This is a genomic window from Streptomyces sp. NPDC101110 (assembly GCF_044759525.1).
Classification (GTDB): domain Bacteria; phylum Actinomycetota; class Actinomycetes; order Streptomycetales; family Streptomycetaceae; genus Streptomyces.
Window position 1 is genome coordinate 100,479 of sequence record NZ_JBIVZM010000014.1, and the last position, 26,952, is coordinate 127,430.

Annotated in this window: 23 protein-coding genes and 2 pseudogenes; 7 read left to right on the forward strand and 18 right to left on the reverse strand. The window is 71.6% G+C overall.

The window, feature by feature from the left end; translation table 11 throughout:
* Positions 1-71 precede the first annotated feature (71 nt).
* A complete protein-coding gene (locus ACIQU3_RS29000; protein WP_403737228.1) occupies positions 72-590 on the forward strand; it encodes a hypothetical protein in 519 nt (172 codons plus the stop codon).
* On the opposite strand, the gene ACIQU3_RS29005 is transcribed toward ACIQU3_RS29000, so the two are convergent.
* The gene (locus ACIQU3_RS29005) at positions 568-1,245 is read right to left on the reverse strand and encodes a 2-phosphosulfolactate phosphatase (RefSeq protein ID WP_403928426.1); all 678 of its coding nucleotides are present in this window, start codon (positions 1,243-1,245) and stop codon (positions 568-570) included. The two genes, ACIQU3_RS29000 and ACIQU3_RS29005, sit on opposite strands and share 23 nt — an antisense overlap.
* Positions 1,246-1,420: 175 nt before the next feature.
* On the opposite strand from ACIQU3_RS29005, the gene ACIQU3_RS29010 reads away from it, so the two are divergent.
* Positions 1,421-1,843 (forward strand): FCD domain-containing protein, encoded by a 423-nt coding sequence (locus ACIQU3_RS29010; RefSeq protein WP_403928646.1) that lies wholly within the window; start codon positions 1,421-1,423, stop codon positions 1,841-1,843.
* A gap of 35 nt (positions 1,844-1,878) precedes the next feature.
* Here ACIQU3_RS29010 and ACIQU3_RS29015 read toward each other — a convergent pair whose 3' ends face one another.
* On the reverse strand, positions 1,879-2,451 hold the full coding sequence (locus ACIQU3_RS29015) for a MarR family winged helix-turn-helix transcriptional regulator (RefSeq protein ID WP_403737236.1): 573 nt from the start codon (positions 2,449-2,451) through the stop codon (positions 1,879-1,881).
* 276 nt (positions 2,452-2,727) lie between these two features.
* Between ACIQU3_RS29015 and ACIQU3_RS29020 the strand changes: the two genes are divergently transcribed.
* Genes ACIQU3_RS29020 through ACIQU3_RS29030 form a run of 3 tightly spaced genes read left to right on the forward strand, consistent with a single transcriptional unit; the run spans position 2,728 to position 8,808 of the window.
* A complete protein-coding gene (locus ACIQU3_RS29020; RefSeq protein ID WP_403928429.1) occupies positions 2,728-5,829 on the forward strand; it encodes an FAD-binding and (Fe-S)-binding domain-containing protein in 3,102 nt (1,033 codons plus the stop codon).
* 49 nt (positions 5,830-5,878) lie between these two features.
* A complete protein-coding gene (locus tag ACIQU3_RS29025; RefSeq protein WP_403737242.1) occupies positions 5,879-7,702 on the forward strand; it encodes a thiamine pyrophosphate-requiring protein in 1,824 nt (607 codons plus the stop codon).
* Positions 7,699-8,808: an enolase C-terminal domain-like protein gene (locus ACIQU3_RS29030; protein WP_403737245.1), complete on the forward strand. Its 1,110-nt coding sequence runs from the start codon at positions 7,699-7,701 to the stop codon at positions 8,806-8,808. Before ACIQU3_RS29025 ends, ACIQU3_RS29030 begins: the two co-directional genes overlap by 4 nt.
* Before the next feature lie 101 nt (positions 8,809-8,909).
* Here ACIQU3_RS29030 and ACIQU3_RS29035 read toward each other — a convergent pair whose 3' ends face one another.
* From ACIQU3_RS29035 to ACIQU3_RS29100, 14 genes and pseudogenes are all read right to left on the reverse strand, one after another.
* On the reverse strand, positions 8,910-9,098 hold the full coding sequence (locus tag ACIQU3_RS29035) for a hypothetical protein (RefSeq protein WP_403737252.1): 189 nt from the start codon (positions 9,096-9,098) through the stop codon (positions 8,910-8,912).
* A 126-nt stretch (positions 9,099-9,224) separates the two neighbouring features.
* Positions 9,225-9,794, reverse strand: coding sequence for a dihydrofolate reductase family protein (locus ACIQU3_RS29040; protein ID WP_403928432.1), 570 nt, complete (start codon positions 9,792-9,794; stop codon positions 9,225-9,227).
* Between the two features lie 121 nt (positions 9,795-9,915).
* Positions 9,916-10,567 (reverse strand): annotated as a pseudogene (locus ACIQU3_RS29045) (carbonic anhydrase).
* 65 nt (positions 10,568-10,632) lie between these two features.
* Entirely contained in the window at positions 10,633-11,100 is a 468-nt protein-coding gene (locus ACIQU3_RS29050; protein WP_403737258.1) for a PLDc N-terminal domain-containing protein, read from the reverse strand.
* 49 nt (positions 11,101-11,149) lie between these two features.
* A complete protein-coding gene (locus tag ACIQU3_RS29055; protein WP_403737261.1) occupies positions 11,150-12,031 on the reverse strand; it encodes a ribonuclease BN in 882 nt (293 codons plus the stop codon).
* A gap of 3 nt (positions 12,032-12,034) precedes the next feature.
* Positions 12,035-13,393, reverse strand: a complete 1,359-nt coding sequence (locus tag ACIQU3_RS29060; protein WP_403928434.1) for a hypothetical protein — start codon at positions 13,391-13,393, stop codon at positions 12,035-12,037.
* A 119-nt stretch (positions 13,394-13,512) separates the two neighbouring features.
* Positions 13,513-14,175, reverse strand: a complete 663-nt coding sequence (locus ACIQU3_RS29065; protein WP_403928437.1) for an HdeD family acid-resistance protein — start codon at positions 14,173-14,175, stop codon at positions 13,513-13,515.
* A 281-nt stretch (positions 14,176-14,456) separates the two neighbouring features.
* Positions 14,457-14,654 carry a hypothetical protein gene (locus ACIQU3_RS29070; protein WP_053669428.1) on the reverse strand — a complete coding sequence of 66 codons (198 nt, stop codon included), beginning with the start codon at positions 14,652-14,654 and terminating at the stop codon, positions 14,457-14,459.
* 121 nt (positions 14,655-14,775) lie between these two features.
* Positions 14,776-15,300 carry a hypothetical protein gene (locus ACIQU3_RS29075; protein ID WP_403737270.1) on the reverse strand — a complete coding sequence of 175 codons (525 nt, stop codon included), beginning with the start codon at positions 15,298-15,300 and terminating at the stop codon, positions 14,776-14,778.
* A gap of 18 nt (positions 15,301-15,318) precedes the next feature.
* Positions 15,319-16,956 carry an MFS transporter gene (locus tag ACIQU3_RS29080; RefSeq protein WP_403928439.1) on the reverse strand — a complete coding sequence of 546 codons (1,638 nt, stop codon included), beginning with the start codon at positions 16,954-16,956 and terminating at the stop codon, positions 15,319-15,321.
* A gap of 154 nt (positions 16,957-17,110) precedes the next feature.
* A complete protein-coding gene (locus ACIQU3_RS29085; protein WP_403928441.1) occupies positions 17,111-19,816 on the reverse strand; it encodes a LuxR C-terminal-related transcriptional regulator in 2,706 nt (901 codons plus the stop codon).
* Positions 19,817-19,954: 138 nt separating this feature from the next.
* The gene (locus ACIQU3_RS29090; protein WP_403737280.1) at positions 19,955-20,446 is read right to left on the reverse strand and encodes a hypothetical protein; all 492 of its coding nucleotides are present in this window, start codon (positions 20,444-20,446) and stop codon (positions 19,955-19,957) included.
* 348 nt (positions 20,447-20,794) lie between these two features.
* On the reverse strand, positions 20,795-22,759 hold the full coding sequence (locus ACIQU3_RS29095; RefSeq protein ID WP_403737283.1) for a protein-arginine deiminase domain-containing protein: 1,965 nt from the start codon (positions 22,757-22,759) through the stop codon (positions 20,795-20,797).
* A gap of 128 nt (positions 22,760-22,887) precedes the next feature.
* Entirely contained in the window at positions 22,888-23,310 is a 423-nt protein-coding gene (locus ACIQU3_RS29100) for a DUF350 domain-containing protein (RefSeq protein WP_403737286.1), read from the reverse strand.
* A 203-nt stretch (positions 23,311-23,513) separates the two neighbouring features.
* Between ACIQU3_RS29100 and ACIQU3_RS29105 the strand changes: the two genes are divergently transcribed.
* Complete coding sequence (locus ACIQU3_RS29105; RefSeq protein ID WP_403737289.1) at positions 23,514-24,590, forward strand: enoyl-CoA hydratase/isomerase family protein; 1,077 nt, start codon at positions 23,514-23,516, stop codon at positions 24,588-24,590.
* Positions 24,591-24,667: 77 nt separating this feature from the next.
* On the opposite strand, the gene ACIQU3_RS29110 is transcribed toward ACIQU3_RS29105, so the two are convergent.
* A complete protein-coding gene (locus ACIQU3_RS29110; protein WP_403737292.1) occupies positions 24,668-25,708 on the reverse strand; it encodes a vWA domain-containing protein in 1,041 nt (346 codons plus the stop codon).
* A 39-nt stretch (positions 25,709-25,747) separates the two neighbouring features.
* Positions 25,748-26,341: pseudogene (locus ACIQU3_RS29115) on the reverse strand (phenolic acid decarboxylase).
* Positions 26,342-26,448: 107 nt separating this feature from the next.
* On the opposite strand from ACIQU3_RS29115, the gene ACIQU3_RS29120 reads away from it, so the two are divergent.
* Positions 26,449-26,889: a MarR family winged helix-turn-helix transcriptional regulator gene (locus ACIQU3_RS29120; RefSeq protein WP_403928444.1), complete on the forward strand. Its 441-nt coding sequence runs from the start codon at positions 26,449-26,451 to the stop codon at positions 26,887-26,889.
* The last annotated feature ends 63 nt before the right edge of the window (positions 26,890-26,952 follow it).

A 26,952-nucleotide genomic window follows, 5' to 3' on the forward strand; every position in this document is an offset into this window, starting at 1 on the left:
AGGCATGCTGAGGCGGTGACCGGCGTACGCGCAACGCGCATGCCGCGACGACCACAGGTGAGGGGCACGAGGTGGCGGACGACCGTCGAGTGGAGGTGCCGCCCGGTGGGGAGGCCGGTGTGCTGGTGGACCGGCTGAAGGAGCGGATCTACGCGACCATCACGATGATCGCGGTGGTCGTCGGTCTGTCCTTCGGTGAGGTGGGCTCCCTCGGCGCCGTCGCCACCGTCCTGACGACCGCGCTGGGCCTGTGGCTCGCCGCGCTCGTCGCCGACCAGCAGGCGCACCGCACCGTCCACCGCCGCCTCGCCACGGGCCATGAGCTGCGCCGCATGCTGTACGTCAGCAGCCCGCTGCTGTCGTGCGCCGCCGGTCCGGCCGTACTGATCGCTCTGGCGGCGCTGGACGTGATCAGCCTGCATGCCGCGTTGCTGGCGGCGGCAGGGGTGGGCGTCGTATCGCTGTTCCTGTGGGGCTGTCTGGGCGGGCTGCGCATGGGCGGCGGCCTGGTGGCGGCGGTGGTGGCGGGGCTGCTGGACGCGGCGATCGGCGTGGCGGTCGCCCTGGTCAAGGCTGCGGCCGGGCACTGAGGATCATCAGCGAGTCCTCCATGGCCGCCACCATGGCAAAGGGGAACCGGTCGAGCTCCAGACACAGGGAAACGTCATCGGGGTGCGCTCCCAGCCGCACCCCCTCCGCCAATTCGGCAGCCGCGCGCGATTCGCCTGCGCGGCGGAGGTACTCCGCCGCGTCCGGCCCGGCCCCGGCAGCCCTCCTTGCGATGTACTGAGCGCACGCCAGATCCTCGTCGGCCTGCCCGCCCTCGCCGGTGACCACGAACGTGACGCTCTCACTCCCGCGTGTCAGAAGAAGCCGAGCCGTCGCCTCCGCCACGGCGAAACTGGCGCACAACACCAGCGAAGCGTCCTTCACCGCGAGGGCGCCGACCGTCCCAGCCGTGGTCTTCTGCACGACGGTGCGTCCGCCGAGGTCCCAAGACCGCAGCAGGCCGGGTGAGTTGACGGTGTCGAACCCCGGCGCGGGCGGGCCGTCCTTGAGCGCCACCCAATCCGGGTGGCGGGCCTTGAGCGTCAGCGCCTGATCCAGGGACTCGGCGAGGACGATCCGCTCCGCCCCCCGGCCGAAGGCCCACGCGGCCACCGTGAAGGCGCGCATGACGTCGACGACGACCGCGACGGACGGGGTGTCGGTCAACTCGGCGATGCCGGCGAAACGAGCTTCCACCCGGCCATGATCGCGCATGCCCGCACGGGGCCCGGAGGGGCGGGGCGATCTCAGCCCTTGACGCTGTCCTGGGCCGGACCCGGTCGGGGCGATCCGATGGGCGGGCGGGGAGCGGGGCCCTCGGTGCGGGGCCGGGTGAGGGCTTCGGGGCGGAGGATCGTGTCCCCTCTCCGTTCTGCGGGCCCTCGACCAGCTCGCCATCGAGACGGCCGTGCCGGTCATGACCGAGCAGGACCTGCAACACATGCGCCAGGCCAATCGCGACTTCGAACGGGCCGTCGCCGCCAACGACACCTCGGCCGCCCTGGCCGCGGACGACCGCTATCACGCGGTCCCCATCTCCGCGGCGGACAATCCCGTGCTCAGCCGGATCATCGAGCAGCTCCACCCCCAGCTGCACCGCATCCTCCGCCGCAAGTTCTCCACGCTTCTGGGCGGCCGCAACACCATCGAACACCACGACCGGCTCATCGACGTCTGCGCCGCCAAAGACGCCCGCGCCGCGGCCGAACTCTCCGGACAGCACTGGTCCGAACTCGGCGGACACATCAACGCGCTCTTCGACACCAACCAGTTCGCGGAGGCCGCCGACGGCTGACACCCGGCGGACACCGGCCGGGTCCGTCCCGGTGTCTAGGCCGTCTCGCCCTTCGGCCGGACGGCTCCGCCTCTGGGAGCGCCGGACGGGACAGGGCCGAGCGGGTCGTCGACAAGACCTGCGACGCGACGCGCCTCGTCGACGGGGTCCACGGCCATCTCGTCCGCCGCGCGGGTGAGCGCCTGCAGTGCGGGGACGAGCCCGGCGCGGGCCTCGGCGGGCAGTCGCTCCACGAGGGCCCGGATCTCGGTGCGCCGGTGCGCGAGAACACGCTCCACCAGCTCACGTCCCCCGGGGGTGAGGCGCAGGACCACCTCTCGCCGGTTGGCGGGATTGACCCTGCGGTCGATGAGGCCGGCGTCCTCCAGCCTGCCGGCCATCCTCAGGGCGGTCGAGGGGTTGACGCCCAGGGTCGCGGCCATGGCGGCGAGCTTGACGGGCCCGCACGTCTCCAGCACCACGAGGGCGCGCAGCTGGGGAAGGGTGAGTGCGCTGCCGGCGGACGACAGGGCCCGTGCGGAGATGGCGACCAGCAGTCTGGACGCCGCCATGACGGCGAGGGTGACCTCCTCGGCCTCCTGATCCGGATCCGCGTGCGAGGGCGCCATGATGCCGTTCCACCTCTCCGTACAGCGATCTTGTCATCGCCCCCCCGAGGCCGAACCTTTGCGGAAGGCAAGGGCAGAGGGTGAGACCGGGGCGGACGCAGTCGAAATGTTCCGCGAAAACCATCATTGCAGAGTGCAAGGGTGGGTACGCGGACGCCGGAGGCTCTCCGCGGTCCGGCGCCGAAGGGGAGGCCCCGGGCGGAGTCCCACCGCGAGGAGATCCTCCGCTCAAGGATCCGGCCCGTACGCGGGGCACGCCGAAGGAACGGTTATCCGATGACTCGTACATCGCGCCACAGCACCCGCGGCTCGACCGGCTGGTCGCCCGAGGCGGTCGACGTGGCGGAGCTGGAGGCCGCGCTGTGCGAGGCGGTCGACGGCGAAGTCCGGTTCGACGCGGGCAGCAGGGGCGCCTACGCCACGGACGGCTCCAACTACCGCCAGGTGCCGCTCGGCGTGGTCGTGCCCCGCAATGTGGACGCCGGGGCGCGGGCGGTGGAGGTCTGCGCGCGGCTCAAGGCCCCGGTGCTGTCCCGGGGCGGCGGGACCAGTCTGGCGGGTCAGGCCACCAACACCGCCGTGATCATCGACTGGACCAAGTACTGCCACACGCTGGTCGCGGTGGACCCCGAGGCGCGCACCTGCGTGGTGGAGCCCGGCATCGTCCTGGACGAACTCAACCGGCAACTATCGTGTCACGGGCTCCAGTTCGGGCCGAAACCGTCCACGCACAGCCATTGCGCGCTGGGCGGCATGATCGGCAACAACTCGTGCGGGGCGTCGGCCCAGGCGTACGGCAAGACCGTGGACAACGTGCGCCGCCTGGAGGTCCTCACCTGCGACGGCACCCGTATGTGGGTCGGGCCGACGTCGGAGGCCGAACGGGCGCGGATCGTCGCCGAGGGCGGGCGCCGAGCCGAGATCCACCTCGGCCTGGAGCGCATCGTCGCCGCGCACCTGGCGGACATCCGCACGGGATACCCGAGGATCCCGCGCCGGGTCTCGGGCTACAACCTCGACTCCCTGCTGCCGGAGCACGGCTTCGACCTGGCCAAGGCCCTGGTCGGCAGTGAGGGCACCCTGGTGACGGTACTGCGCGCCGAACTCGACCTGGTGCCGGTGCCGTCCCACCAGTCACTGCTGGTGCTCGGCTACGACGACATCTGCGCCGCCGCCGACGACGTGCCCGAGCTGCTGCGGCACTGTTCGCCCGGCCAGTTGGAGGCCCTCGACGGCAGGATGGCACAGCTCATGCGCGAGGAGCACGCCTACCCGGAATCCCTCGATGCCCTGCCGGACGGCGACAGCTGGCTGATGCTGCAGTTCGCGGGTGACAGCCAGGAGGAGGCCGACGAACAGGCGCACGCGCTGCTGCGCGCCCTGGGCCGCAGCGAGAACGAGGCCACGGTGGCCTTCTCCGACGACCCCGCACGTGAGCAGAAGATGCTCAAGGCACGCGAGGCGGGCCTCGGAGTGACCGCGCGCCCGCCGGACGACCGGGAGACCTGGGAGGGCTGGGAGGACTCCGCCGTCCCGCCCGATCGGCTGGGCGACTATCTCCGCGACCTCAAGAAGCTGTTCGCCGAGTTCGACTACGACCACCCTTCCCTGTACGGGCACTTCGGACAGGGCTGTGTGCACACCCGCATCCCGTTCGGACTGAAGACCGCCGAGGGCGTCGCCGGATTCCGCCGCTTCCTGGAACGGGCCGCGGACCTCGTGACCTCCTACGGCGGTTCCCTGTCCGGGGAACACGGGGACGGCCAGTCCCGGGGCGAGCTGCTCACCCGCATGTTCGGGGAACGGCTGGTGTCCGCCTTCGGCGAGGTGAAGGCCCTCTTCGACCCGGACGACCTGATGAACCCGGGCAAGGTCGTCGCACCCAACCCGGTCGACGGGCAGCTGCGGCTCGGCCCCGGGTGGCGGCCGGCCGAGACGGAGACGCACTTCGGTTACCCGGAGGACGAGCACTCCTTCACCCGAGCCGTGATGCGCTGCGTCGGCATCGGCAACTGCCGCAGCCACCAGGGCGGCGTGATGTGCCCGTCGTACCGGGCGACGCAGGAGGAGGAGCACTCCACACGCGGGCGGGCCCGGCTGCTCTTCGAAATGCTCGACGGCCACGCGGACTCCGCGGTAACCGACGGCTGGCGGTCCACGGAGGTGCGCGACGCCCTCGACCTGTGCCTGGCGTGCAAGGGCTGCAAGTCCGACTGTCCGACGGGCGTCGACATGGCGACGTACAAAGCCGAATTCCTCGCCCACCACTACGACGGCCGCCCGCGTCCCGCGGCGCACTACTCGATGGGCTGGCTGCCGGTGTGGGCCCGGCTGTCCCGTCTCGCCCCCTCGCTGGTCAACAGCGTGCTGCACGCCCCCGGTCTGGCCCGCGCCGGCAAGTGGCTGGCGGGGGTGGACGGCGCCCGCCGGGCACCGGTGTTCGCCCCGCAGTCGTTCGTGCAGTGGTGGCGGGCACGCAACGTGGAGCAGCCGGATCCCGCCGACGAGCGGACCGTCGTCCTGTGGCCCGACACGTTCAGCACCTACTTCCACCCGTCGATCGCGATGTCGGCCGTGCGGGTCCTGGAGGACGCGGGCTTCCGAGTCGCCGTGCCCACGGACGCCGTGTGCTGCGGCCTCACCTGGATCTCCACCGGCCAACTGGACATCGCGAAGAGGGTCTTGCGCCGCACACTCGACGTCCTGCGGCCCTACCTCGAGGCCGGCACACCGGTCATCGGGCTCGAACCGTCCTGCACCGCCGTGTTCCGCGCCGACGCGCCGGAGCTGATGCCGGACAACCAGGACGTGCAGCGCCTGGCCGGCCGGTTCCGCACGTTCGCCGAACACCTCGTGCGGCACGCGCCCCACGGCTGGCAACCGCCCGCCCTGGCCCGGCAGGCGCTCGTACAGACCCACTGCCACCAGCACGCGGTCCTCAAGGACGACGCCGACCGGGAACTGATGCGCCGTGCCCACCTCGACGCCGAGGTCCTCGACGAGGGCTGCTGCGGTCTCGCCGGCAACTTCGGCTTCGAACGCGGCCACCACGAGATCTCCCTGGCCGTCGCGGAACAGGGCGTCCTGCCCGCCGTGCGTGCGGCCGCCCCGGGCAGTCTGCTCCTCGCGGACGGCTTCAGCTGCCGCACCCAGATCGAGCAGAGCGACGTCGGCCGCCGGGCACTGCACCTCGCCGAAGCGCTGGCGCTGGGCCTGGACGGAAACCTGCCCGGTGAGCAGCCCGAGCGCCTGGCCCAACGGCCACCCGGCCCGTCCCGCACGGGCCGCTGGACGATCACCGCGGGCGCCGCGGCCCTGACCACCGGAGCGGCCGCCCTGGCCGCCCGCAGTGCCGCGCGACGCCTGCGCCGGGCCTAGCCGGGCACCCGGCAACACCTGACGCACCTCCACCGGAAAGGTCAGCACCATGTCGACGAAGGTCTCCGACCACGTCCTGCAGCGCCTGCGCGAATGGGAGGTCGAGCACGTCTTCGCCTACCCCGGAGACGGCATCAACGGACTGCTCGCCGCCTGGGGGCGGGCCGACAACAAGCCCGAGTTCATCCAGGCCCGGCACGAGGAGATGGCCGCCTTCCAGGCCGTCGGCTACGCGAAGTTCTCCGGCCGGGTCGGGGTGTGCGCCGCCACCTCCGGGCCCGGCGCCATCCACCTCCTCAACGGCCTGTACGACGCCAAGCTCGACCACGTGCCCGTCGTCGCGATCGTGGGGCAGACCAACCGCAGCGCGATGGGCGGCTCCTACCAGCAGGAGGTCGACCTGCTGAGCCTCTACAAGGACGTCGCCTCCGACTTCTGCGAGATGGTCACCGTCCCGGAGCAACTGCCCAACGTGCTCGACCGGGCCATGCGCACCGCGATGGCACGCCGCTCGGTGACGGCCGTCATCATCCCGGCGGACGTGCAGGAACTCGACTACTCCGCCCCCGGGCACGCCTTCAAGATGGTGCCCTCCAGCCTGGGCATGTCCCACTACGCCCCGGTGCCCGCGGAATCCGACATCGAGCGTGCCGCCGAGGTGCTGAACGCCGGTGAGAAGGTCGCCCTGCTCATCGGCCAGGGCGCGCGCGGCGCCCGCCAGGAGGTCATGGAGGTCGCCGAACGGCTGGGCGCCGGCGTGGCCAAGGCGCTCCTCGGCAAGGACGCGCTCGACGACGACCTCCCCTACGTCACCGGCGCCATCGGGCTCCTGGGCACCCGTCCGTCGTACGAGCTGATGCAGGACTGCGACACCCTGCTGGTCATCGGATCCAGCTTCCCCTACACGCAGTTCATGCCCGAGTTCGGCCAGGCGCGGGCCGTCCAGATCGACATCGACCCGCACATGGTCGGCTTGCGCTACCCGTTCGAGGTCAACCTCGTCGGTGACGCCCGCGCGACGCTGCAACGGCTCCTGCCGCACCTGCGGCAGGCCGGGCACGACGGCTGGCGCAAGAAGATCGAGAAGAACACCGCCCGCTGGTGGGAGGTCATGGAACGGCGCGCCGCGGTGGACGCCGACCCGATCAACCCGGAGTACGTGGCCCACACGCTGAACGACCTGCTGCCCGACGACGTCATCCTGGCCGCCGACTCCGGTTCGGCCGCCAACTGGTACGCACGCCATCTGCGGTTGCGCGGCAGCATGCGCGGCTCGCTCTCCGGCACCCTCGCCACGATGGGCCCCGGCGTCCCCTACGTCATCGGGGCGAAGTTCGCACACGGGGACCGCCCCGCCATCGCGCTCGTGGGCGACGGGGCGATGCAGATGAACGGACTCGCCGAGCTGATCACGATCGCCAAGTACTGGCAGCAGTGGGAAGACCCGCGCCTGGTGGTGGCCGTGCTCAACAACCAGGACCTCAACCAGGTCACCTGGGAGATGCGCGCCATGTCCGGCGCCCCCCAGTTCCTGCCCTCACAGTCCCTGCCCGACGTCGCCTACGCCGACTTCGCCCGCTCGCTCGGGCTGCACGGGATGCGGGTGGAGAAGCCGCAGGACGTACAGGGCGCGTGGGAGGCGGCGCTGGCATCCGACCGGCCCTTCGTGCTGGACTTCCGCACCGACCCGGCCGTACCGCCCATCCCGCCGCACGCGTCGCTCGACCAGATCGAGGCCGCGGCGGCGTCCGTGCTCAAGGGCGACAGCGATCGCACCGCGATGGTCCGTCAGGGCTTCAAGGCCAAGGTGCAGGAAATGCTGCCCGGCGGCCGGCACCGCGAGGACGGGCCCGGTGCGGGTGAGGACCGGTGACGGACGCGGCGGTGGTGGAACGGCTGGACACCGCCGTCTACACGGTGCCCACCGACGCCCCCGAGGCGGACGGCACCCTGAGCTGGGACAGCACCACCCTCGTCGTCGCGACCGTACGGAGCGGCCGGGTCACCGGAACCGGCTACACCTACGCCCCGGCGGCCGCGGCGCGCATCGTCGACGGCCTGCTCGGCGGCATCGTCGTCGGCTGCCCCGTCTTCGACGTGCCGCGCCTGAACGAGGCCATGCACCGTGCCGTGCGCAACGCGGGACTGCCCGGCGTCGCCGCCCAGGCGATCGCGGCGGTCGACATCGCGCTGTGGGACTGCAAGGCCCGCCTGCTGGACCTGGCCCTCGTCGACCTGCTGGGCGCCGCCCGGCCGGACGTGCCGGTCTACGGCAGCGGCGGGTTCACCACCTACGACGCCGCACGGCAGGATCGCCAACTGCGCGGCTGGACCGAGGAAGAGGGCATTCCGCGCGTCAAGATCAAGATCGGTGAGTCGTGGGGGCGGCGGGAGGAACGTGACCTGCGGCGGGTCGCCGAGGCGCGCGCGAGCGTCGGCGACGCCACCGCCCTGTACGTGGACGCCAACGGGGCCTACGACGCCAAACAGGCCGTCCGGGTCGCAGGCGCGCTGGCCGACCACGGCGTGACCTGGTTCGAGGAGCCCGTCTCCTCCGACCACCCGGGCACCCTGGCCCGCATCCGCGATCAGATCACGATCGACGTCGCCGCCGGCGAGTACGGCTACACCCTCCCGTACTTCGAGCACATGCTCGCCGCCGGCGCCGTCGACTGCCTGCAGGCGGACATCACCCGGTGCGGCGGCATCACGGTCTGGCTGCGTGCCGCGGCCCTCGCTCAGGGCCGCGGCCTGGAGATCTCCGGTCACTGCGCTCCCCATGCCCACGCCCATGCCGCCGCGGCGGTGCCCAATCTGCGCCACCTGGAGTGGTTCCACGACCACGTCCGCATCGAACGCCTCCTGTTCGAGGGCGTCCTCGACCCCCGCGGCGGCAGTATCGGCCCCGGCGGCGCAGAAGAGCCGGGCCTGGGCCTGACCCTGAACACAGAGCGCGCGGGACGATACCGGGTGGGCTGAGGGAGAGGGTGTGACGAGGCGGTCCGGCGGTGCGCCCACGACAGGCGCACCGGTCCCGCCCGGCAGTTCACGCAGCCAGGGTCCCAGGTCGTGTCCGCGACCTAGCCGTGCCGGTCGACGAGCCGGCCGAACGACGTCATGCACGACGGGCAGTGGCGATCCGTCTCCACCGGCTCGGTCTCCCTCGGTTCGAGGGGCACGCCGCAGAGGGCCACGGTGCCGTGTTTGGCCTTCACGTGCCAGACGAAGGTCGTGCCGGGCTCGTCGAGGCCGGTGCACATCTCGTACATGCTTCCCCCATGGGACGGACGACTCTCCGACCAGGACATCCCATCCGCGGCTGCGGCACAGTACGGGGGCGGCTGTTCGGGTGAACCGGGCGGCGGGCGAGGGGCGGACGGTCCGGCCGGCGGTCGTCAGCCCCGGTGCACCACGCGGTGGCGGTGGTAGACGACGCCCGACCCGAACGTGCGGGTCTCGACGAGTTCGAGATCGACCCGGCGTTCGTGCTGCGGGAAGAACGGGATCCCCCCGCCGATCAGCACCGGGTAGACCACGGTGCGGTACTCGTCGATCAGATCCGACGCGGCCGCCTCGGCGGCGAGAGTCGCGCCGCCGATCGCGATGTCACCCTCCGTCGGCTCGGCCCGCAACCGTTCGATCTCCGCCGCCAGGCCCCCGGACAGCAGACGGGCGTTGCCCCGCACCGTCGACAGCGTCCTGGAGAAGACCACCTTCGGCAGCGGCTTCCACAGCGTGGTCCACTCGCGCTGCGCCTCGTCGAGCGAGGGATCCTGATCGGCGGTCTCCCAGTACAGCATCGTCTCGTACAGCCGTCGCCCCAGCAGGTGGACGCCGACCTCCCGGATCTCGTCGATCCAGAAGCGGAAGACCTCCTCGTCGGGGACCGTCCAGTTGAAGCCGCCGTCCGGTCCGACGATGTAGCCGTCGAGTGACGTGCTCATCGAATAGGTCACGCTGCGCATCGGCAGTCCTCCTCGCTGACGGGATTCGACCGTACGGCGTCCCGCCGCGCTGCCGCAGTGCGGTACACGCGACACGCCTTCCTCGCGGCCCCCGCGGAAGGCCCGGGCAACCGGCACCTCGTCAGAGCTCGGCGGGGTCCGCGACCTTCAGGCCGCGGGCCGTGACGAGTTGCACGCTGCCGTCGGTCAGGCGATAGCGCAGACCCACCACTGCGGCCTGTCCCGCGCCGACCCTCCCGGCGAGCACCCGGGAGCGGTCCACGAGCAGGTCCACAGTGTTCCGCACGTGCTCGGCGAGGATCTCCTCCGGCTCGGCCCGTCCGGCGGCCCGCGCCGCCGGCACACTGGGGGTGACCCGCTCGACGACGTCCCGCACGAACCCGGCCGGTGCGACGCCGTCCTCCACCGCGGCGCACGCCGCACCGACCGCGCCGCACGACTCGTGCCCCAGCACCACCACCAGCGGGCAGCCCAGCAGGTCCACGCCGTACTCGATACTGCCCAGCACCTCCGCCCCCGCGACGTGGCCAGCGGTGCGCACCACGAACAGGTCGCCCAGGCCACGGTCGAAGACGATCTCGGCGGCCACCCGGGAGTCGGAACACCCGAACAGCACGGCGAAGGGCTGTTGGGCCGGTGCGATCTCGGCGCGGCACGCGGCGCGCGGCGTCCTGCGCGGGGCGCTCGGGGGCACCCGCGACGAACCGCCGATTACCGGCCAGCAGCAGATCGAGGGCACCGCGGGGCGTCGGGGTGCGAGGCTCGGTCGTGATCGCAGCCTGAGGGCCGTCGGCCACCCTCGCACCGGCTGCCGCCGCCGGTTCGCCCGGCGCCGGCGTCAACGCGCGGAAGCGGGCGGGGTGAACCCCGGCTGCCCGGCCGGGGCATGTCCCGTCAGCACGAGTTCCTTCGCCCTGCGGTACTCGTCGTCCGTGATGGCCCCGCTCTGCCGGATCTCGGACAGCCTGGCGAGTTCGTCGACGCTGCTCGACCGGCCCTCGGTGCCCGCGGCCTGCCTGATGCGGGCGTCGAAGGCCTCCTGCTGGGCCCGGGCCTGCGCCATCTCACGGCGGCCCATGTTCTTGCCGCGGGCGATCACGTAGACGAACACGCCCAGGAAGGGCAGCAGCACGGTGAGCACCAGCCAGCCGGTCTTCGCCCAGCCGCTCAGGTCGTCGTCACGGAAGATGTCGACCACCACGCGGAAGAGCAGGATGAACCACATGATCCACAGGAAGAACAGGAGCATGCTCCAGAAGACGCTCAACAGGGGGTAGTCGTAGGCCAGATATGTCTGCGCGCTCATTTCTCTCCTCCGTCTCGACGCTCGCCGGGGTCACCGGCGGGTGCTGCCTTCAGCTTGGGTCCGGAGAGCCACGATCGGCCTCACCCGGCGCGGGTGAGCGTGCGGCGGCCCGGTACCACGCGGTGGAGGCGACGTACTCGCCGAGGGCCAGGCCCGACACGGCCACGAGGAAGACGGCGATGAGCCAGGACAGGAACGTGAACACGGGGCCGAGAGGGCCGAACTCGTCCAGGCTGCGCTGCATCGCCGTGGGCACCAGCACGCGCGCGGCCAGGCTCAGCAGGACCGTACCGGCGCCGGCCAGCACCGCGCCCGGCAGCAGGCTCCGCCAGCCGATCCGGCCGCCCAGCAGCAGATGCTGGGACCACCACCACAGCAGCGTCGCGGACAGCAGGGAGAGCACCAGCCCGGTCAGGGTGCCCGCGCCGAACCCCTCGCGCACCGGCCCCTGGAACAACAGGTAGGCGAGCCAGACCAGCAGCCACAGCAGCCAGCGCCAGAAGACCGCTCGTATCGGTGCGCGCGGCAACCGCCAGCAGCGCTCGCACACCGCCTGCAGGGCCCGGCTGAACGCCGTGGCCGACACGAGGGTCACCACCGCGCCCACCGCTCCGGCCGTGTGGCGAGTCGTGCCCGTCGCGGAGAACACCCGGCGCAGCTCATCCAGGGTGTCACCGCGCATGCCCAGAACCGCGCGGACGGAGTCGGCCAGCAGGTCCTGCATCCAGTCCGGGGCGAACGCCGCCACGGTCATCAGCAGCGGGAGCGCGGTGAGAAACGCCTGCGCGGCCAGCCGCACCGAGCCCTCCACGATGTTGAGCGCCGCCAGGCGGGACAGCAGCCGGGCCGCGGCCCCGGACCGCAGGCCGGCCGAAAGCCGCGCCGCCGTGTGCCCGCGTGGCCTGCCGGAGAGACCGGGTTTCAAGGCCATGACTCACGGAACCGCCCGCTGCTCGCCCTGTGCCGCCGCCGGCCCGGCCGGTCCGGCGGCGGCCGCCAGGATCGCCAGGACGGCCAGGACGACCAGGGCGATACCAACGACGAGCGCCACCGCTCCGACGGTGGGGTGGTTCCAGAGGACCAGCGTCAGAGCCGCCGCCCCGATGACCGCACCGGTGATCCACTGCCGGTGGTCGGCCAGCCGGCGTCCCACCGCACCGGTGTGCATGCCCGCCTTCTCCAGCCCCCTGCCGGTGGCCGTCGTACCCCGGTCCGCCGTCGTCCGGACGCCACGGGCCAGGCGCCCGGGGCCGTACAGGTACGCGACCAGTGCGATGATCACCGACACGACCAGCAGGGTGAGCGTGCTGTCGCGCAGGAAACGGATGAACGTGTCATAGATGGTCGCGGCCGCGCCGCCGGGCAGCACCGTCGGCGGGACCGAGTCCAGATAGACGCGCCGGACCACGGCCAGGGCCACGAGCAGACCCGCCATCATCACGCCGACGCCCACGGAAGTGACCATCAGCATGACCCGGTGGGCGGGAGCGGTCCAGACGGCGAGCGCGGCCACCACGACGGTGAGGACGGGCAGCCAGGTGCCGAGGACGTCCAGCAGCCGCATCGCGTCCTGTGCCTTGCCCAGTTGCTCGGTCTCGAACAGGGTGATGGTCCGGTCCGTGTCCGGGGTCGCGGCGGCCTTGTCGAAACCGGCGTCGACGAGCCGCTCCCTTACCTGGTCGACGACCTGTCCCACATCCAGCTGGACGGTGCCGTTCACGGCGCCCACGGCGCCCTCGCGGTCACCCGTGAGCATGTTCACCACCGCGGCGTGTGAGCGCCGGTTGGCGCCCTCCCACACCTGCTGGAAGGTGTCGCTGGTGATCACCCGAGTGACGGTGCGGTCCACCACGGTCCTGACCGCGTTGCGCAGCGGACCTTCGAGGGCCGCGGCCCCGTCGACGACGCGCGGCGGTGCCCCCGCGTCCCGAAGGGTGCGCACGAGCGCGTCGGTCACCGCCTGCACGTCGACGTTGTCCACCACCCGGTCCGTGAGCCGGTTGATCACGACGTCCTGCACGGGTGGCGCGGAGGCCAGCGGCGCGACGGTCGCCACGTACCTGCCGGTGTCGGAGACCGTGTCGTGGACCCATGCCGCGACGACGGCCAGCGGCGCGAGGAGCAGGGCCAGCAGGAGCAGGACCGATGATCCGGCCCGCCGCACACGCCGGTGACGAACCGCCGCGTGCCGGCGCAGCCGCTCGTACTCCGCCCGTTCCTCGGCGGTCATGACGTGCTTCGTGTCCGGGGAGCCGCCGTTGTGCGGCGGGTCCGGGACGGCGGCGGAGTTCATGGGTGTGCCTTTCCGCGTGATTCCGTGCGCCCCGCCCCGGGCGCCGGGCTCGTCGTCGCTCGGGGCGACCCGAGGTGGGGTGTCGCGGCGGGCGGCCCGCGTCGCGTCGGCGGGGTGCCTCAAGCGGCCTCGGACGGGGCGTGCGGCCCCGTCGTGTGCGTCCTGCGGAGCGCGGCCCGCCACGCCAGAGCGACCGCCGTCTCGGCCAGGCCGAGCAGCACGAGCCACAGGCCGAGCAGCCGGGTCAGGGCGCGGGCCGACTCCGTGGGCAGGGCGAGCACCACGATGCCCGCGACGATGCCCAGCATCGCGGCAGCCAGGACGACGCCGCGGTGCGGCAGGTCCTCGGCGACCAGGGCCGTGTAGAGGGTGAGGATCCCGGACACCAGCCAGACGACGCCGGTGACCAGCGACAGCACGGTGATCGTCTGCAGCGGGTCGCGCAGGCACAGCACCCCGGCCAGGACGTACACCACGGCCAGCAGGAGCCCCGGCAGCCGCTCGCCGTGCTCCTCCCGGCCGAAGACGGACACCAGCCGGAACGCCCCGCTCACCAGCAGGTACAGCCCGACGAGGACGGCCAGGACGTGCAGGGTCGCCTCCGGCCAGACCAGGATCAGCACGCCCGGCACAAAGGTCGCGACGGCCGAGCCCAGGAGCCAGGTCCAGGAGCGGCCCAGTCGAGCCAGCCCGTACGCGGTGCCGGACGCCGGGGTGGGGACCGCGCCGTCGGGCCGGTGACCCTGCCCGGAGAACGGTGTCGGACCACGCGACATGCTCATGGCTCCTCCTCGCGTGATCGATCGGTCGTTTCGGGACCGCCGCGGTGCGGTGCCCGCGGGGTGCGGCAGGACCGTCGCGCAGTTCTGCCGGCTCCAGAATCCCGCCTGCCGCCGGATGCCGGGTCACCCGCCGCGGGTGATCCGCCGGTGCGGGGCGGGCGCGGGAAAAGCCGTACGGGGACGCGCCGAGTGCTGTGACGGCTCATCAGCAAAGGTGTGCGGCAGCCGAGTTGGTGCCGCGCGGTACACCGGTGGACCGGACGGGGTGCGGGCCGGTCATGTCACTCCGGCACCGGCCGCATCTCGACGACGCGCAGTCCCAGCGACTGGCAGCGCGCCAGCAGCCCGTACAGGTGCGCTTCGTCCACGACGTGGCCGAACAGGACGGTCTGGCCGGCCATCACCACATGGCCCAGTTCCGGAAAGGCCTTCGCCAGCGTTTCCGACAGGTGCCCCTCGACGCGGATCTCGTAGCGCACGAGCTTGTCCTCCCACGGATGCCCGGGACAGGCGGACGGCGCCCTTTCCGCCATCGTGCGCCTCCGAACGGGCTCGGACCTCACCCGGAGCAGGTGACCCGCCGGGCGACGGACGCAGGGATCAGTGCTTCAGCACGATCTTGAAAGCGATGATGAGCAGGCCGAGGAAGAGGTTGACCGACGCGGTGACGGCCATGAGCCGTGGCGAGGCACCGGCGCGGCGTGCCGCGGCCACCGACCAGCCGATCTGGCCGACCACGGCGACGCACAGAGCCAGCCAGAGGGCACCTCGGACGTCCAGCCCCAGGAGCGGGCTGACCGCCACCGCCACGGCCGGCGGGACCGCGGCCTTGACGATGGGCCACTCGTCACGGCACACGTGCAGCACGAGACGGCGGTCCGGAGCCTGCTGCGCCAGGCGTGCCCCGAACAACTGGGCGTGCACGTGCGCGATCCAGAACACCCCGCCGGTGAGGAGCAGCAGCAACACCAACTCGGTCCGGGGGAACTGGCCCAGGGAACCGGCGCCGATCACCACGGAGGACGCCAGCATGGAACCGTAGACACCGCCGGTGTAGTCCGCGCTGGCCCGGCGCTCGGCACGACGCCTGCTGCGGCGGGCCGGGGCGGTTGTGGACCTGGACATGGATGACTCCCCACGGACTCAGTGCGTCGATCCCGATGCCCCGGCCGGGGCATCGGTGTCCTGTTCGCGCGGACGGCTCCCGCGGGCCGCCGGCAGGTGCGGTGTGACGAGGAAGCTGGCCAGAGCGACGCCACCGGTGGCCAGGATCGCCGCCTTCAGACCCTGCAACTGCGCGGAGGCGTACGAATCGGCGACGGCGTCGGCCTCGGACGGCGGGAGCCCGGCGCGCTCGGCAGCCGAACGCACCTGATCCGTGGGGACGAAGGCGATGCCGGCCTCCAGGGCGACACCGACCTGCTGGCGCGTCTCTTCGGACAGCCTCGGGTCCTCCTCCACATGGGTGGTGAAGGCATGCGCCAGCGCGCCGATGAGAAGGGATCCGATGAGCGCGGTGCCCAGCGCCGAACCCAGATTCTGCGCCGTGAACTGCAGCCCTCCCGCCTCGCTGCGTTCCTCCTCGCCCACCCCGGACTGCACCACGTTGCCCAGCTGCGAGGCGAGCAGCCCGACCCCGACGCCCAGCAGTGCCATGGCCCCGGCGAACTGCCCGTCGTCGATGTCCGGGTCGATCGTGGCCAGCAGCCACACGATGGCCGCCACGAGGGTCGCCAGGGCCAGCCGCACCACCCGGCGCGGTCCCACCACGCGCCCCAGCGAGGACGCGCACAGGGAGGTCACCAGCATGGTGGCGGACACCGGGAGCAGACGCAGACCCGTCTCGAATGCGTCGAACCCCTGCACCACCTGCAAGTACAGCGGAATGGTGAAGAACAGCCCCAGCAGGATGAGGTTCTGGCTCAGCAGAGTCAGCAGGCCCGACCGCAGCACTGGCCTGCCCAGGAGCGACAAGTGCACGAGAGGATCGGCGCTCTGGTGCTCCCGCCGCCGCTCCCACCAGCGGAAAACGGCCAGGACCGCGGCCCCGGCACCGACGACGAACAGAGTCGGGGCGAAGCCGAGCACGGTGAAGGGCGGGTTCCGGGGCTGCACCCATCCCCAGGTACTGCTCTGCAGGACGCCGAGGACACCCAGTCCGAGTCCGGCCGCCGAGAGGACCGCGCCGACCAGGTCCAGACGGGGGCGCGGCCCGCGCGCGGGGGGCGTCGCGATCACCCGGCGGCACAGCAGCACCGCCACGACGACCACGACCTCGCCGGCGAAGACCAGCCGCCACGTCAGATACGTCGTCACCCAGCCGCCCAGCAGCGGGCCGACCGCGATGCCCGCACCGGCGAGCCCTCCGATGACCGCGTAGGCGATGGCCCGGTCGCGTCCGCGGTACGACTCCGCGACGAGCGCCGCCATGGCAGGCAGCACCATGGCGGCGCCGAGCCCTTCGATGACCGACCAGCCCAGCATGAGGACCCACAGAGCGGGGGCCAGAGCCGTCAGACCCGATCCGACGCCGTAGACGACCATCCCGAGCACGAACATGCGACGACGCCCCACGATGTCCCCGAGCCTGCCGCCGATGAGCATGAAAGCGGCCATGACCAGCGCGTACAAGGTGATGACGGCCTGGATGGCCGTGACCTCGGTGTCGAAGTCCTCGACCAGCTGGCTGATGGACACGTTCATCACGGAGGTGTCCAGCACCATGAGGAACTGGGCCGCACCCAGGACGATCAGAGCCCGCCAGCGCTTCACGGTGTCCACCTCGCCGAGTCGGCCCGGTACGCCGGCACAGTGCCCGGCATGCGCCGGCGTACGCGTCGCCGACTGCCCTCATCGCACCCGATGCTCGCCCCCGCGCGCCTCACCCACGAAGGGGGAAAAGCGGGCCGCGCGGGGCAGGGGGCCCGGCGCGTACTCAGAGCATCCGGAGGTCGCGTGCGCGGCGTACCGCTTCGCCCCGCCGGTTGACCGCCAGTTTCCGGTAGACGCTCTTCAGGTGCGTCTTCACCGTGTTCACCGACAGGCAGAGGTCGGCGGCGATCTCCTCCGTCGACATCATCCGGGCCACCCGGTCCAGGACGTCGTGCTCGCGCGCGCTCAGCTCCACCGCCACGAGCGGTGCGGGCGGCGGCTCCGGGCGGGTCCGCTCGCCCCGCGCGGGCGCGGCGGGTGTCAGCCAGCCTGCCGCCAGATCGTGCAGCGGAGCCGTGGCGATGAGGGGCCGGATCCACGCTCCGGCGTCCAGGAACGGACGGCGCAGCCGCTCACGGCGGGCGTCGAGCAGCGCCTGTGCCACGAGCTTGCGGGCCGTGGCTCCGTCGCCGGCCGCGGCGGCGGCACGGGCTCTCACCAGCGCTGCCCGGACCGTCACCGCCGGGCCGGTGCGTCCCTCGGCGTGCACGCTGTCGAGCAGGTCGAAGGCCGCCGCGGGACGCCGGGCGGCGAGCTGGATCGCCGCGGCCTCCACGGCACACACGGGCTGGTCACCGGAGACGGTCCGCAGCACCTCGGCGGCCTCGTCCGGCCGTCCCTCGGCCAGATGGGCGGCCGAGGTGACGAGCGCTTCGTGGCTCCTCGCCCACGGGGACGCCACGGCGGCGGGGACGGCCGGGTCAGCCGCCTCGACAGCAGCCCGCACCTTCCCGCGGGCCATCAGCAGGCGCGCCGCGGCAAGGGCGCGCCCCGCCGCCAGCACCGGATCAGGCGTTCCGGAGGGGAGATCGGCCGCCTCGTCGATGAGGGCCTGGGCCCGCCCCAGTTCATCGCGGTCCACGGCGACGGCGGCCAGGACCAGCCTTCCGATTCCGGATCCGGAGGGCCGGGGCGCGCCGGGCCGGTCCGCCTCGGACACCGCGGCCAGTGCCTTGCGCTCGGCCCGGCCGGGCCAGCCGTTCATGTAGTCGAGCAGGGCCAGGTGCCCCATCGCCTCCTCCCGGGGCAGCGCGGTGGCGGTTCCGCCGGGAGCGCCGGCCACGCCGGTCAGGACGGTCCGCGCGTCCTCGTAGCGCCCGGCCCACAGGAGCGTGGAGCCGACGTGGGTCATCAGCAGGGCGGTCAGTTCGGGATGCTTGTCCAGCAGGTGACCCGGAACCTCCTGCCTCAGCTCCGCGGCCGCCTCGGCGGCCTTCTCGACCTCTGGGGGAGACCCGTTCAGGCGGGCGGCCAGGGCCTCCAGCAGCGCACAGCTCAGCCGGGCGGCCGCCGCCTCATGGGTGTCGTTCCCCGCGTGGGCGAGCTGCTCCTCGGCGTCGCGCAGACCGGCCAGGCCGTGATCGAGGTCGTGCCGGGACAGGTCGCGGGCGGCGCGCACGAGACAGGTGGCCGGGCTCCTCGCCTCGGGCCCCATGCGGGAGAACAACCGCACCAGGTTCTCCGAGCTCGGCCCGGTGAAGAGCAGCCCGATCGCGAGGTCGTCCACGAGGGCACCGGCGGTGAGGTCCCAGTCGCCCGCGGCGGCGCTGTGGGCCAGTGTCTCCGGCAGGAAGCCGTGACGATGCAGCCACCGCGCGGCCCGTCGGTGCAGTTCCGGCTCCAGCCCGGGCAGGCGAACGCGCAGATGCGCGCGCAGTATCTCCCCGAACAGCGGGTGGAGCTGATACCACGAGTGCCCGAGACGCTCGACGAACGCGTTCTCCCGGTGCAGCCCGGCGAGGATGGGCTCGGCGTCGGCGCGGTCGGTCAGCGCGTTGGCCAGATCGGGACAGAAGCGCTCCAGGACGCTGACACGCAGCAGAAGGTCCTGTGTCTCCTGCGTCTGCCTCTTGAGGACCTCGGCCAGCAGGAAGTCCGCGACGGTGCTGCGGTCCGCCTCGAACTCCTTCAGATAGAGCTCGGGGTCGGAACTCTCCCGGGCGGCCAGGGCGGACAGGCTCAGGCCGGCGGCCCAGCCCTGCGTGCGGTCGACCAGGCTCCGCGCGGCCTGGACCGGGAGGCTCAGACCGTGGAGTTCCAGCAGTGCGGCGGCCTCTTCGGGTGTGAAGGCCAGCTCGGCGGAGCGGATCTCCGTCAGATCACCGGCCGCCCGGTAGCGGTGCAACGGGAGCAGTGGTTCGGTGCGGGTGACGAGCACGAGGCGCAGTCCCGGGCCGGCGTGGTGCAGGACGAACTCCAACTGCTCGGCGACCGTCGCACCGGTCACACGGTCGTACTCGTCGAGCACGAGGACGACCGGCCGCTCGCGGCCGTTCAGCTCGCCGGCAAGTGCCGACAGAAGCCTGTGGTTCACCCCGGCGGCGTCCGCCGGTACCCCGACGGCTTCGGACGCCGGCGCACCGCAGGCCCGCAGGGCCTGCAGCACGTAGGCCCAGAAAACCCCGGGACGGCAGTCGCCCACGTCGCAGGTGAGCCAGGCGACCGGGGGCCCCAGCTCGGAGGCCCAGTCCGCGGCCAGCAGTGTCTTCCCGGCGCCGGCGGGGCCGTTGAGCAGAGTGAGCGGTGTTCTCAGGGCCTGGTCGAGGTGGTCGGCGAGCCGCTGACGACGCAGGAAGGTGCGGGGCCTCGCGGGGAGGGCGAACCGGGTGCGCAGAAACGGATCCCCCAGGGGATCGGTGTGTGACAGTGCCGGAACGAGGTGAACCGCCGATCCTTGGACGTTCTCATGGATTTCCGCCACGGCGCTCATCACCCCTGTCAGTCAGGGCCACGTCATGGGCAGCGCTTCACCCTCAGCATCCCAGCGTTCTCTCCACGCCGCACGGCAGACCACGCCGACGCCCCGCTGACCTGCACCTTCGGTGGCAGATCAGCGGGGTCTCACTCGTCAGCGGGGCGGCCGCGGAGCGGTCGTGGGGCGGTACGCGTCGTCGCGCTCGCGCCAGGAAGCCTCCTCCGACGGCTCGAGAAGGTTGTCTCGCGGCACGACGCACAGGGCCCAGATGATGAAGCCCGAGAGAGCGATCATCACGACGGACCACACCGGGTACTGCGGCAGGGAGAGGAAGTTGGCGATGATGACGAGTCCGGCGATGGCCACACCCAGCACGCGGGCCCACATCGCCGTCTTGAGCAGCCCCAGGCTGACGATCACGGCGAGTACGCCCAGGGCGAGGTGGACCCAGCCCCAGCCGGTCAGGTCGAACTCGAACACATAGTTGCGGGTCGTCACGAAGATGTCGTCCTCGGCGATGGCCATGATGCCCCGGAAGATGTCGAGCAGGCCGACCAGGAAGAGCATCACAGCCGCGAAGGCGGTCAGGCCGGTGGCCCACTCGTCCCTCGCCCTGTGTGACGGTTGCATGTCTGTCGCGGTCATCGTGCGCCTCGTTTGCGATGCTCAGGGGAGCGGAAGGAGCGAGGCAACGCCATGAGTCCAGGCCCCCGCTCCGAACCGTTCGGTGTCCTCATCAGCGTGCCCACGGCAAGCACCGGGCTGCCTCACCCGAGGCGGGTGAGTGTGCGACGGCCCGCTCGTCTCCCGCCCCGGAGCCGCTCCGGCCGGTCAACCGGGCGGCGCTTCGCCGGGCTTCCCCGAACGTCGGTGCTGCGGGGCGCAGGCGAGTCGGGACCCGGGACGGCAGCGGTGCCGGGGGCGCGGATCGGCTGAGGTGCCCTCGGCGATCGATCCGCGCCCCTGGCCGCGGCCGGGCTGAGCCCCCGCTGCCTACGGCTGCCGCCACCACGCGGACGCCGCGTCGCGCAGGGTGTTGGTGCCGCAGTGCACCTCGCCCATGCCGAGGTGGTACGTGTACCAGTCGTCGATGTACGACACCTTCAGGCCGACCCGCCGGTAGGCGGCGGTGACGGCCTGCGTGAAGATGTCCTTGCCCGCGACGACCGGGCCCCACTGGCGCGGGGCGAGGTAGCGGTCACGGGTCAGCAGCACGCCGTTGACCGCACCGGGAACGTACGCGCTGGTCGTCACCGTCGCCGCGGCCCCGGCACGTCCGGCGGCCGGACTCCCGGCAAGCCACTTCTGCTGGCCGTGATCCCCGAGACCGTTCACGAGGTCGGAGCCGGCGCCCATGCGCGTCAGGCGCGGCACGGGGATCTCCCGGCCCTCGGCGGTCAGCGCCTCCGAGTCGCGGGTGTACAGCGCGGGCACCCGCACGATCTCCGCGTCCGTGACGCCCGTCTCGCGCTTGAGGATCTCCAGGTTCGCCGCGATGCGCCGCGCCGCCATCTTGTTGTCGGCCACCAGGTGACGGGAGGCGAGTGCCTTGTCGATGGTCTCCTTGGGTGCCGGAGCGTCACTGCGGCCCGGGACGGAGAACATCTTCGTGCCGCCGTGGCCGTCCCGCTGGGCGTCGCGCAGCAGCTTCAGTCCCGCCTGCGGGTCGGCGACGCCGATCCGCCAGCCACGCGGTGTGTCGGCGGGCAGGAACTGCACGAACTCGTCGACGTGCCCCACCCCGAGCCACGAGGTGTCCAGCAGCAACGGGTCCTGCAACCCCTGTGACGTGAGCAGCGTCCGCATCACCTTCGACGGACGCGCCCGGCTGTCCTTGCGCTCGCCCATGATGATCCGCCCGGCCGGGAAGGAGCGTCCGCCGTGCGCGTAGGGCGGGATGGTCTCCAGGTTGCCCATGGAGTTGAGCGACCAGTCGTCCGGCTCCGCCCGGTCGGTCACCTGCACGACACCGATGTCCCGGCCGCGTATCTTCTCGAAGAGCTCCCGGCCCGCGTCCCGGTCCGGCTGGGCGGAGCGCAGCATCACACGCATCACCTGCCGCCGGCCGTCCGGCCCGGTCATGCTGACGTAGGCCGGTTCGACGAAGTCCTGCGCCCAGCGGTCGGCGTACTTCTGGAAGGTCACCAGCGGCGTGGTGATACCGGCCTTACGGACCTCCTTCTCGAGGGCGGCGACGAACGTCCGCTGCAGGCGGCTGTCCGGGCCGTTGCCCCGCACCTTGGACACCATCACCTGCCGGGTGTCCTGAAGGTGATGCTGTGTCAGCAGGGGCGCCACGCGCAGCGTCACCGCGTCGGATGTGGACTTCTGCCCGGTCGTCACGGTCAGCCGGACCACCGCACGGCCGTCCCACTTCGCACGGTCCCGGACGACGTCGGTCGCCTCGACGCCGAACTCCGCACCGGCACGCAACTCGGCGGCCGTCAGCCGGGTCCCGGACGTCACCAGAACCCACTTCCCGTCCCTCTTCAGGAAGAGGTGCACGTGCTCACCCCCTGCCGCCACCTTCAGGCTGCCCTTCGCGCCGGAGGGAAGGTCCGGCAGCGGCACGGAACGGATCCGGGCGAGGTCGGCGGCGTCCGCGGTGCCGTTGACCTTCTTGTCGGAACCGTCGTTGCACGCGGCCAGCTTGGCGTCGGACAGGGGTGCGCCGCCGGGCCCGGTCACCGGGCACCGCCTGGCGTCGTCATCGATGTTCGGCAGGTACAGAGCCCCGCGCTCGACCGACCAGCCGTCCTCACCCTTGGTGTCGCTGCCGGTGGTGACGTCGACCCGACCGTCGCGGTTCACATCCGCCCGCAGATCGGCGCGCCCGCCCGACCCGGCGGCGACGGCGGAGCCGGCCGGCCCCGCCAGCACGGATCCGGCGGCGGCCAGGGCCAGGACCACGGACCCGGCCGGGTGCAGGAGCGGACGCAAACGTCTACGTGAACGCACAGCAGTTTCCTCTCGGTTGCGGGTTTCGCCCTGCAAGAGGAAGGACGGCGGCGGTGCGTTCACTGGGCCGCGAAGGTTGTTCTCACGAAGCCGCCCAAGCCGCTGACGGGCCCGTCGAGAAGGGCGGTTCAGGCGATGGACGCCGAAATGAGCGCGGAGACGGCGAGGTTGCAGGACGCCGTCACCCAGACCGCGGGATGAGGCTCCGCCTCCACCAGCGTGGCACCCAGGCGTCCCGGCGTGACCAGGTCCACCACCAGGAAGGCCACCGCCATCATGACCAGACCCAGCACCCCGAACGCCGCGGTCGAGACGAGCCCCTTGCCGAAGTCCTCGTATGTCGTCCAGATGGACGTGAACACGATGCCGCCGATGCCGAGCAGGGCGGAGCTGAGGACCGTGGCGGCGTTGCGATTGCGCTCCTCCCAGATCTGCCGGCCGAGCTTCCCGGGTGTCAGCACGTCGACCAGGACGATGCCGAGGAGCAACAGAACCAGTCCCAGAGCGCCGTATGCAGTGGCCCGGCCGAGTCCGTTGACGATGTCGCTCATGGGGATGCCAACTCCGAAACGTAGGGATCATGAGTGATCGCGGTCAAGAAGAGGCAAAATCTAGCGCACACCTGCCGGCCGGCGGACGGTGCCCGCCCCCTGGGAGATCACCGGCGAGGGGGACGAAGTACCCTCCACTCAAAGGGAAGGAATCGACAGCACATGCACGTCACGGTGGTGCACGACCCGGGGGAGACGTTCCGATGAGCGGAGCCGGAGCCGGAGCCGGGGAAGCGGAACCCGTCCTCTTCCACACCAGCGGGCGCGCCGCCCACATCACGCTCAACCGGCCGCGGGCACTCAACGCACTCACCCACACCATGGTCCGCCGTATCGACGAGGCGCTCCGCGCGTGGGAGCGGGACCCGGCCGTGGAGACCGTCGTGATCACCGGCGCGGGGGAGCGCGGCCTGTGCGCCGGCGGTGACATCCGTGCCATCCATGACGACGCGCGCGACGGCGACGGCACCGCCTCGGCCCTGTTCTGGCGCGACGAGTACCGCCTCAACGCCCGCATCGCCCGCTGTCCCAAGCCGTACGTCGCCGTGATGGACGGCATCGTGATGGGCGGCGGTGTCGGAGTTTCGGCGCACGGCGACGTCCGTGTCGTCACCGAGCGGTCCCGGGTCGCCATGCCGGAGACCGGCATCGGTTTCGTGCCGGACGTGGGCGGCACCCATCTGCTCGCCGTCGCCCCCGGTGAGCTGGGCACCCATCTGGCCCTGACGGGTGCTCAGATCGGTGCCGCCGACGCGATGCTGTGCGGACTCGCCGATCACTTCGTGCCGACGGCCTCGCTGCCGGGCCTCCTCGACGCCCTGGCCGAACTCCCCGCGGAGCAGGCCCTGGCCGGTTGCGCACAGACACCCCCGGAGGGCGTCCTGGCCGCCCGGCGCGACTGGATCGACGCCTGCTACTCCGCCGACACCGTCGAGGAGATCGTCCGTCGGCTGCTCGCACACGGTGAACCCGCAGCCGAGGAAGCCGCGCAGACCCTGCTCGGCAGGTCGCCGACCGCCCTCAAGGTCACCCTGGCCTCCCTGCGCCGGGCCCGGGAGCTCGGCCGGCTGGAGCCCGTCCTCGATCAGGAGTACCGCGTCTCCTGCGCCGCCCTGGACACCTCCGACCTGGTGGAGGGCATCCGTGCCCAGGTCGTCGACAAGGACCGCACGCCGCGCTGGTCGCCGAAGACCCTCGCCGAGGTCACCGACGCCGATGTGGCGCGCTTCTTCACCCCGCTCGGCGCACGCGAACTCGGCCTGTCGCCGGGCCCTCGCTGAGCGAACCCCCGCATCGAACACCGTGACGGAGTGCCGGGAGGCGGCTCCCGGCACCCCCCGACCGGCGGCGCGGAAGCTCAGAGCATGAGCAACAGACGCGTGTTGGGCACGAGCTTCCGGTTGACGCTGGTGCTCTGCACGAAGATCGTGAAGTGGTCGTTGTGGTCGGGTTTGACGCGCACCTCCGTGTTGGGCAGCCCCAGCAGGGCCCGGGCCTGCGGACCGGTGTAGACACGGTCGGTCTTCTTCTCCAGCACCGCGATCTGCTTCTGCGCCTGGATCTTCTCCGACTTGCTCAACTGGTAGTACGCGGCACCGGTCTGGTAGGTGTGCCCGCATTCGATGACCCACTCCCTGATCGCCGCGTCGCGGGCCACCGGGATCAGCTGGTACTTCGACGGGTCGGCCGGCGTGAGGCCGGCCGCCTTGATGGTGTCCTGGTTGACCGCTTCGGCGCCCGTGGAGAACACCGCACGCGACCCCCGGATGCCCTGCGTGCGGCCCATCATGAAGTTCTCGGTGGCCTGCCGGATGACCTGCCCGGCCTCCTCCAGGCCCTGTGTGCTGGTCGCGTCCCATATGGCGATGTTGTCCTTGGGGAAGCCGCACTGCATGGCTTCGCGCTTGCCCATCTGATCGGGCACCAGAACCGCCAGCGTCCAGTTGTCCTGCTGCGTCCGGATCATCTCCGCGACCGCCTGCACCAGTTGACGCGGATCTGTGGCGGGGGTGTCGGGGCAGCGGTGGCTCGCGTTCTCCTGTCCGTCCGTCAGGACGAACGTCAGGAAACTGTGGTCGCCGTACAGTTGGGCCGTCTGTGCCAGCTCGCTCTGTGACTTCAGCGCGGCTGCCAGGAGGGCCGTCATACCGCCGGTGCGGTACAGCTGCTTCAGCGACGGCATGCGCAGCACGTCCTTGTCGTAGATGACGCACTCCACCTTGTCGGCGAAGACATACACCGTGACGCGCGTTTCCTGGTCGAGCTCCCTCGAACGGCGTGCGAGGTACGCGATCTGCTGGTCGGCGACCTCGACGACCTTGCGGCTCAGGTGCGACATCGATGAACTGGCATCCAGGACCAGAGCAACGTGGTTGATGTAGTTCTGGGTTGCGGACATCACAGCTCCCCCTCGTTCCGGCTTGATGTTCCTACCTTCTCACCCACCACTGACAATCGATCTTGAGCGAGAACTGCGGACGGCACCCGGTGGTCCGCCGGTGCGGTCGGACCAGCCCGGCGGGAGGTCGCCCGGGGCCGTAGCGATGACGGTGTCGTCGTCGGGTCCGACGAACTCGAAGAGCGTGACCTCGGCGAACTCGGGGACCGCGTGGACCGGGTGGGTCGGGCGCTCGTCACGGAAGCGGCGCATCTCGTCGAGGTGGTCGTTCTGGAAGAGGACGGTGCGCTCGCCGTGCTCCTCGACCCGGCGCGGGAAGAAGATGACGCCGTGCAGGCGGCGCTTGCCCGGCGTGACGTGCACACACACCGAGGTGCCGGTGGGCTCGTTCCAGGACACCTTGTAGTGGTCGTCGTCCAGCAGGACCAGGTCGACCTGCTGGTCCTTGACCCAGCGGCCGCCCACCATGCCGGAGGGGATCCGGTGGTCGACGGTGGACGCGTTCTTCACGTACATCTCGTACTGCCGGCCGTTGGCGTAGCTCTAGATGAAGCGGTGGCCGACGATCCCGGAGAGATCCTGCGGCGGTACGGGGTTCCGAGCGGTGGTCCGATGTGCTTCGTGGCCGGCCATGAGGGCGATCTCCTTGTCGTTCGCTGTGTCGTCGTGTCGCCGTGCGGCCATCAATTTTGTTACAAAACTATTTTGTGGCAAAACCATGTCGCGGGCATCATGGATCCATGGACACCGCGACTGATCTCGGCCGCCTCATCGGGCCCCTGCGGCGCGCCGTGCTGCTGCGCACGCGCCGCGCCGAAGGCCTGCCGGATCTTCCCGAGGCCCAGATCGAACTTCTGAGAGTCCTGTCCGAGGCCGGGCCCCTCGCACCGCGTAAGGTCGCGGCCCGTCTGCGCGTGGCCTCCTCGACGGTGAGCAACCTGGTCCGCGTCATGACCGCGTCGGGTCTCGTCGAGCGCAACCCGTCGTCCACCGATCTGCGTACGGTGACGCTCGTGGCCTCCCCTCATGCCCTCGACCTGCTCGGCCGGTACGACCGAGTGAGCACGCAGGAGCTGAGGTGCGCCCTCGCCGCCCTCGCGCCCGACAGCCGGCGGGCCATCGAGGGGGCGCTGCCGGCGCTCAGGGAGCTGATCGATGCCCTGGAAGGGCGGCGCGACTGACTGAGGAGTCACGCGCGACGAAGTGAGGCATGAGATCCGGATACCGGGGTAAGCGCTTGCAGC

What these genes read in the sequence shown, in the direction of transcription:
- ACIQU3_RS29020 (WP_403928429.1), top strand. Translation starts at nt 2,728, where the DNA reads ATGACTCGTACATCGCGCCACAGCACCCGCGGCTCGACCGGCTGGTCG.
- ACIQU3_RS29055 (WP_403737261.1), bottom strand. Translation starts at nt 12,031, where the DNA reads ATGGCCTTGAAACCCGGTCTCTCCGGCAGGCCACGCGGGCACACGGCG.
- ACIQU3_RS29040 (WP_403928432.1), bottom strand. Translation starts at nt 9,794, where the DNA reads ATGCGCAGCGTGACCTATTCGATGAGCACGTCACTCGACGGCTACATC.
- ACIQU3_RS29120 (WP_403928444.1), top strand. Translation starts at nt 26,449, where the DNA reads ATGGACACCGCGACTGATCTCGGCCGCCTCATCGGGCCCCTGCGGCGC.
- ACIQU3_RS29090 (WP_403737280.1), bottom strand. Translation starts at nt 20,446, where the DNA reads ATGACCGCGACAGACATGCAACCGTCACACAGGGCGAGGGACGAGTGG.
- ACIQU3_RS29065 (WP_403928437.1), bottom strand. Translation starts at nt 14,175, where the DNA reads ATGAGCATGTCGCGTGGTCCGACACCGTTCTCCGGGCAGGGTCACCGG.
- ACIQU3_RS29085 (WP_403928441.1), bottom strand. Translation starts at nt 19,816, where the DNA reads ATGAGCGCCGTGGCGGAAATCCATGAGAACGTCCAAGGATCGGCGGTT.
- ACIQU3_RS29015 (WP_403737236.1), bottom strand. Translation starts at nt 2,451, where the DNA reads ATGGCGCCCTCGCACGCGGATCCGGATCAGGAGGCCGAGGAGGTCACC.
- ACIQU3_RS29075 (WP_403737270.1), bottom strand. Translation starts at nt 15,300, where the DNA reads ATGTCCAGGTCCACAACCGCCCCGGCCCGCCGCAGCAGGCGTCGTGCC.
- ACIQU3_RS29035 (WP_403737252.1), bottom strand. Translation starts at nt 9,098, where the DNA reads ATGTACGAGATGTGCACCGGCCTCGACGAGCCCGGCACGACCTTCGTC.
- ACIQU3_RS29100 (WP_403737286.1), bottom strand. Translation starts at nt 23,310, where the DNA reads ATGAGCGACATCGTCAACGGACTCGGCCGGGCCACTGCATACGGCGCT.
- ACIQU3_RS29025 (WP_403737242.1), top strand. Translation starts at nt 5,879, where the DNA reads ATGTCGACGAAGGTCTCCGACCACGTCCTGCAGCGCCTGCGCGAATGG.
- ACIQU3_RS29105 (WP_403737289.1), top strand. Translation starts at nt 23,514, where the DNA reads ATGAGCGGAGCCGGAGCCGGAGCCGGGGAAGCGGAACCCGTCCTCTTC.
- ACIQU3_RS29050 (WP_403737258.1), bottom strand. Translation starts at nt 11,100, where the DNA reads ATGAGCGCGCAGACATATCTGGCCTACGACTACCCCCTGTTGAGCGTC.
- ACIQU3_RS29060 (WP_403928434.1), bottom strand. Translation starts at nt 13,393, where the DNA reads ATGAACTCCGCCGCCGTCCCGGACCCGCCGCACAACGGCGGCTCCCCG.
- ACIQU3_RS29110 (WP_403737292.1), bottom strand. Translation starts at nt 25,708, where the DNA reads ATGTCCGCAACCCAGAACTACATCAACCACGTTGCTCTGGTCCTGGAT.